Annotated in this window: 3 protein-coding genes and 1 pseudogene; all 4 read left to right on the forward strand. The window is 41.2% G+C overall.

Translation table 11 applies throughout. The features are described from left to right. Positions 1-294: pseudogene (locus QZ562_RS19945) on the forward strand (TonB-dependent receptor); the annotation flags it as partial. A gap of 324 nt (positions 295-618) precedes the next feature. After that, positions 619-2,232 (forward strand): BCCT family transporter, encoded by a 1,614-nt coding sequence (locus tag QZ562_RS19950; protein WP_293764212.1) that lies wholly within the window; start codon positions 619-621, stop codon positions 2,230-2,232. A 181-nt stretch (positions 2,233-2,413) separates the two neighbouring features. Then, positions 2,414-3,787 carry an L-serine ammonia-lyase gene (locus QZ562_RS19955; protein ID WP_293764218.1) on the forward strand — a complete coding sequence of 458 codons (1,374 nt, stop codon included), beginning with the start codon at positions 2,414-2,416 and terminating at the stop codon, positions 3,785-3,787. A gap of 274 nt (positions 3,788-4,061) precedes the next feature. Next, complete coding sequence (locus QZ562_RS19960; RefSeq protein WP_293764215.1) at positions 4,062-4,274, forward strand: hypothetical protein; 213 nt, start codon at positions 4,062-4,064, stop codon at positions 4,272-4,274. Positions 4,275-4,295: the final 21 nt, after the last annotated feature.

Below are 4,295 nucleotides of genomic sequence, written 5' to 3' on the forward strand. Positions count from 1 at the left end.
TACGGTACTGGCTCAGGCTTACCTATTCAAAATGAAGCAGCCACTTATGACGGTACATCATTTCAAGACTCAAATGGTGACGTTTTCCAAGGTGGGCGTTACATTCAAGAAAGCTATGCGATTGCCAGTGTATCTGTTGGCATCACCAAAGACGACTGGAAAGCCGAGCTGTACATAGATAACCTCACTGACGAAAGTGCTGTGTTGTATATTGATACACAGCAATTTACGCCAAAGGTTGTGACTAACCGTCCTCGCACAGTAGGATTGAGACTGTCTTACGATTTCTTTTAGACACATGGCAAGACACATTGTTTAGAGTGATGACAAAGGTCAGTCTTGGCTTATCTTTGTCATCAACTTAAACAATTCTGAGATGATTCTGCACCTATGCATTTTATCTACACATAAAAACTAATCAAATAATAAAGCATCAACTAAATAATATGTTTAGCTAAATGATCTCGTTAAGCTGTTTGCATATAAGGAGTAGTTGCTGATTTAACTGTAACTATTTTTTGGTTTGTTTTTTTAGCTACCATAAAAATAGTAATATTTTTTGCCTCAACGTAATTAGGTTGGTTTATCACTATGTCCAAGTATGGTCTATTGAAAAACATGAATCCGGTCACATCTGTTACATCTATGGCCTTAGTAATGATATTTTTATTAGCCGGTATATTCTTTACTGAAGCCTCTGCACTACTTTTTGATACTATTTCGAATTGGATTTTAGCTTATCTAAAATGGTATTACATAGGCATAGTCACCTCGATTTTATTCTTCTGTATATGGTTAGCCTTCAGTCGCCATGGCAAATTGCGCCTTGGTGACGATGATTCACGACCTGAGTACGGTAACTTTTCCTGGTTTTCTATGCTGTTTAGCGCAGGTATGGGTATAGGTTTGATGTTTTGGTCTATCGCTGAGCCAATCACCCACTTTCAAAGCAATCCTTTTGTTGAGCAAGGTCTTACCTCCGAGGCCGCACAAATAGCCATGCGCTTAACTTTTTTTCATTGGGGCCTTCATCCCTGGGCGATTTACGTAGTTGTAGGGCTGTCGTTATCCTACTTTAGTTATCGTAAAAAATTACCTTTAACTATACGCTCTTCGCTATACCCGCTGATTGGCAATAAAATATATGGCCCAATAGGTCACACCGTAGATATTCTGGCGGTATTTGGTACTGTATTCGGCGTTGCCACATCACTTGGCTTAGGTGTCACCCAAATGAATACAGGGCTTAACCTTATGTTTGGCATGGACATATCTCTGGGTAACCAGATATTACTCATTGGCGTTATATCAAGTATCGCTACGTTATCTGTGGTATCAGGCGTGGGACGTGGCGTCAAAATCCTATCTGAAGTCAATATGTGTTTAACTGCAGGTGTACTTGTGTTTTTACTTTGTTTCGGCCCCACTCGATTTCTGTTGAGTAGTTTGATACAAAATATCGGCGACTACTTGAGTAACCTGTTGTCGTTGAGCACGTGGACCGACTCCTATACCGACAGCAAATGGCAATCATCTTGGACTGCTTTTTATTGGGGATGGTGGATGGCCTGGGCCCCTTTCGTAGGCATGTTTATCGCGCGAGTGTCTAAAGGACGCACCATTCGAGAGTTTATTATCGGGGTATTACTGGTGCCGAGTTTACTGGGTTTTATCTGGCTAACCTTATTTGGTAGTAACGCACTGTACTTGGAATTATTCCATCAGATTACTGATGCAAGTGGTGAGTTAGTAGCGGTTGTTGGTCAGGCAGGGATAGTTGACGCAGTTAATTCCGATATCACAACCGCTCTATATGTGACCCTGGAAAAACTCGATAATGGTTTTTTCGGCACTCTTGCGGCCTTTACTGCCACTTTATTAATTTCCACTTATTTCATCACCTCCTCTGATTCAGGCACTTTAGTCATTACCACTATTTTATCTATGGGTGATGAAAACCCACCACTTGGACATCGAATCTTGTGGGGTTTAGGTGAAGGTGCCGTGGCTGCAATCCTATTGCTCGTGGGTGGACTTGCTGCTTTACAAACAGCAGCCATTATTGTTGCCCTACCGTTTTCGATGGTGATGATCATTATGATGTGGGGCTTAGTCAAAGCCTTACGTCAGGAGAACCAATATCATCCACGGCTTATACCTGAGCAATGCAGTGATGATTTTACGAGTAAAATCCTATCAGAAAATAGTGTATCTGATTCTGAACTGAATTAAAAAAGACTGTAATTGGCTTAAGCCTCCCGCTATCTTTGATTTAGCTGTTAATGTCTTTTAAATATACAATGGTGTCTTATTTAGGCTGCTTATTGTCTTTATTAGAAATGCGCTAGTGCAATACAAAACGTTAAATAATCGCCAGCAATCCGTGCTTTTAGTTAACTTAATAGAGAAAACCATGATCAGTGTCTTTGATATGTTCAGCATAGGTATCGGCCCCTCCAGTTCGCATACAGTCGGCCCCATGCGTGCTGGCAGAGAGTTTTGTCTGCAACTTAAAGAACAAGGTCTATTTGAGCAAACAGATGAGCTTAAGGTGGAACTATTTGGCTCTCTGGGACAAACGGGTAAAGGCCATGGCACAGGAAAAGCAGTGATTTTAGGGCTACAAGGCCTCACACCAGAATCCATAGATATAAACTTAGTAGATGCACTATTACTCAGAGTAAATGATAAGCAAACACTAGACTTAAACGGTGAAAAAGCGATCAACTTTACTCGAGATGGAGCCATAGTGTTTCATCGACGCAAAACGTTACCCTTGCATGCAAATGGACTGACATTTCATGCCTTAAGTGCGAAACAAATCATTGTAAGTCAAAGTTATTATTCCATTGGTGGGGGGTTTATTCTTCGAGAAGAAGATTTTCATAAAGAAAAAATCAGCGCACTACAAAACGACATACAGCCAGTGCCTTATCCATTCTCTTCAGCCGAGGAATTACTCAGTCTATGTAAAGACCATGGTTTGTGTATTAGTTCATTAATGTTAAAAAATGAGCAAGTGTTTCAGACTCAAACCGAAATTAAACAAAAACTGTGGCACATATGGCAAGTGATGAAAGAGTGTGTACAAAACGGAATTAAAAACGAAGGCATACTGCCCGGTGGATTAAAGGTTACTCGCCGCGCACCTAAACTTTACCGTCGCTTGCAAAACGAAAATAGTACCGATCCAATGCAAGCTATGGATTGGGTCAACCTGTTTGCCCTAGCAGTGAATGAAGAAAATGCAGCAGGCGGAAAAGTAGTCACCGCCCCAACTAATGGTGCTGCAGGTATCATCCCAGCTGTGTTGCATTACTTTGACAAATTTGTTCGCCCAGTAGATGAAGACATAGTGTCACGGTATTTTTTGACTGCCGCCGCCATTGGCATTTTGTACAAAAAAAATGCTTCTATCTCAGGAGCTGAAGTTGGGTGTCAAGGGGAAGTGGGTGTAGCTTGTTCTATGGCTGCAGGCGCTCTGACTGAAATACTAGGAGGCACAGTCAACGAAGTAGAAAACGCCGCAGAAATAGGCATGGAACATAATCTAGGTTTGACATGTGATCCAGTGGGTGGTTTGGTGCAGGTGCCATGTATAGAGCGTAATGCAATGGGTTCAATCAAAGCTATTAACGCATCACGGTTAGCCTTACGTGGTAGCGGTGATCACAAGGTATCGCTGGACAAGGTAATCAAAACCATGTGGGAAACGGGTAATGACATGAAATCCAAATACAAAGAAACAGCCCGAGGTGGACTGGCTGTGAATATTATTGAGTGTTGATAGCGACTAACAACGTTCCCTTTAGCCCGACCCAACGAAACATTAACAGGCACTTCCTGTTTTTTGGAGGGGTTCTAGAAAATGCCAAAGTTTCTAAGCGTCTCGCCTCGTTAATTTATTACATCCAGTGTTTATGTTTGCATTACTGTATACATCTAAATTGGGAGTATAAATATTGAACTCTACAAACAATATGGATCAATAGATGGACAAAAATCAGCCACATGCTGTACAAACCACCATGGCATAACGGTTTTTAAAAAGTCACAAATTCTTGATATCAAAAAAAACACTCTTTTTACGAAAAATTGAACAAGTACGAAAAATTGAACAAATACGAAAAATTGAACAAGTACGAAAAATTGAACAAGCCAGTGGGCAGCTGATAGATATTTTAGACGGCTTAGGAAACCAAATATACCGCCCCATATACATATCTACGCACCCACGAGACCGTACCACACACCGTATGCCGTCCATCGCGTGAAAGAGAAACACATCTCACCAC

Origin of the sequence: uncultured Paraglaciecola sp., from assembly GCF_913058035.1 — a bacterium.
Classification (GTDB): Bacteria; Pseudomonadota; Gammaproteobacteria; order Enterobacterales; family Alteromonadaceae; genus Paraglaciecola.

Excerpts from the sequence above, each read along its gene's own strand:
- QZ562_RS19955 (WP_293764218.1), top strand. The coding sequence starts at position 2,414 with ATGATCAGTGTCTTTGATATGTTCAGCATAGGTATCGGCCCCTCCAGT.
- QZ562_RS19950 (WP_293764212.1), top strand. The coding sequence starts at position 619 with ATGAATCCGGTCACATCTGTTACATCTATGGCCTTAGTAATGATATTT.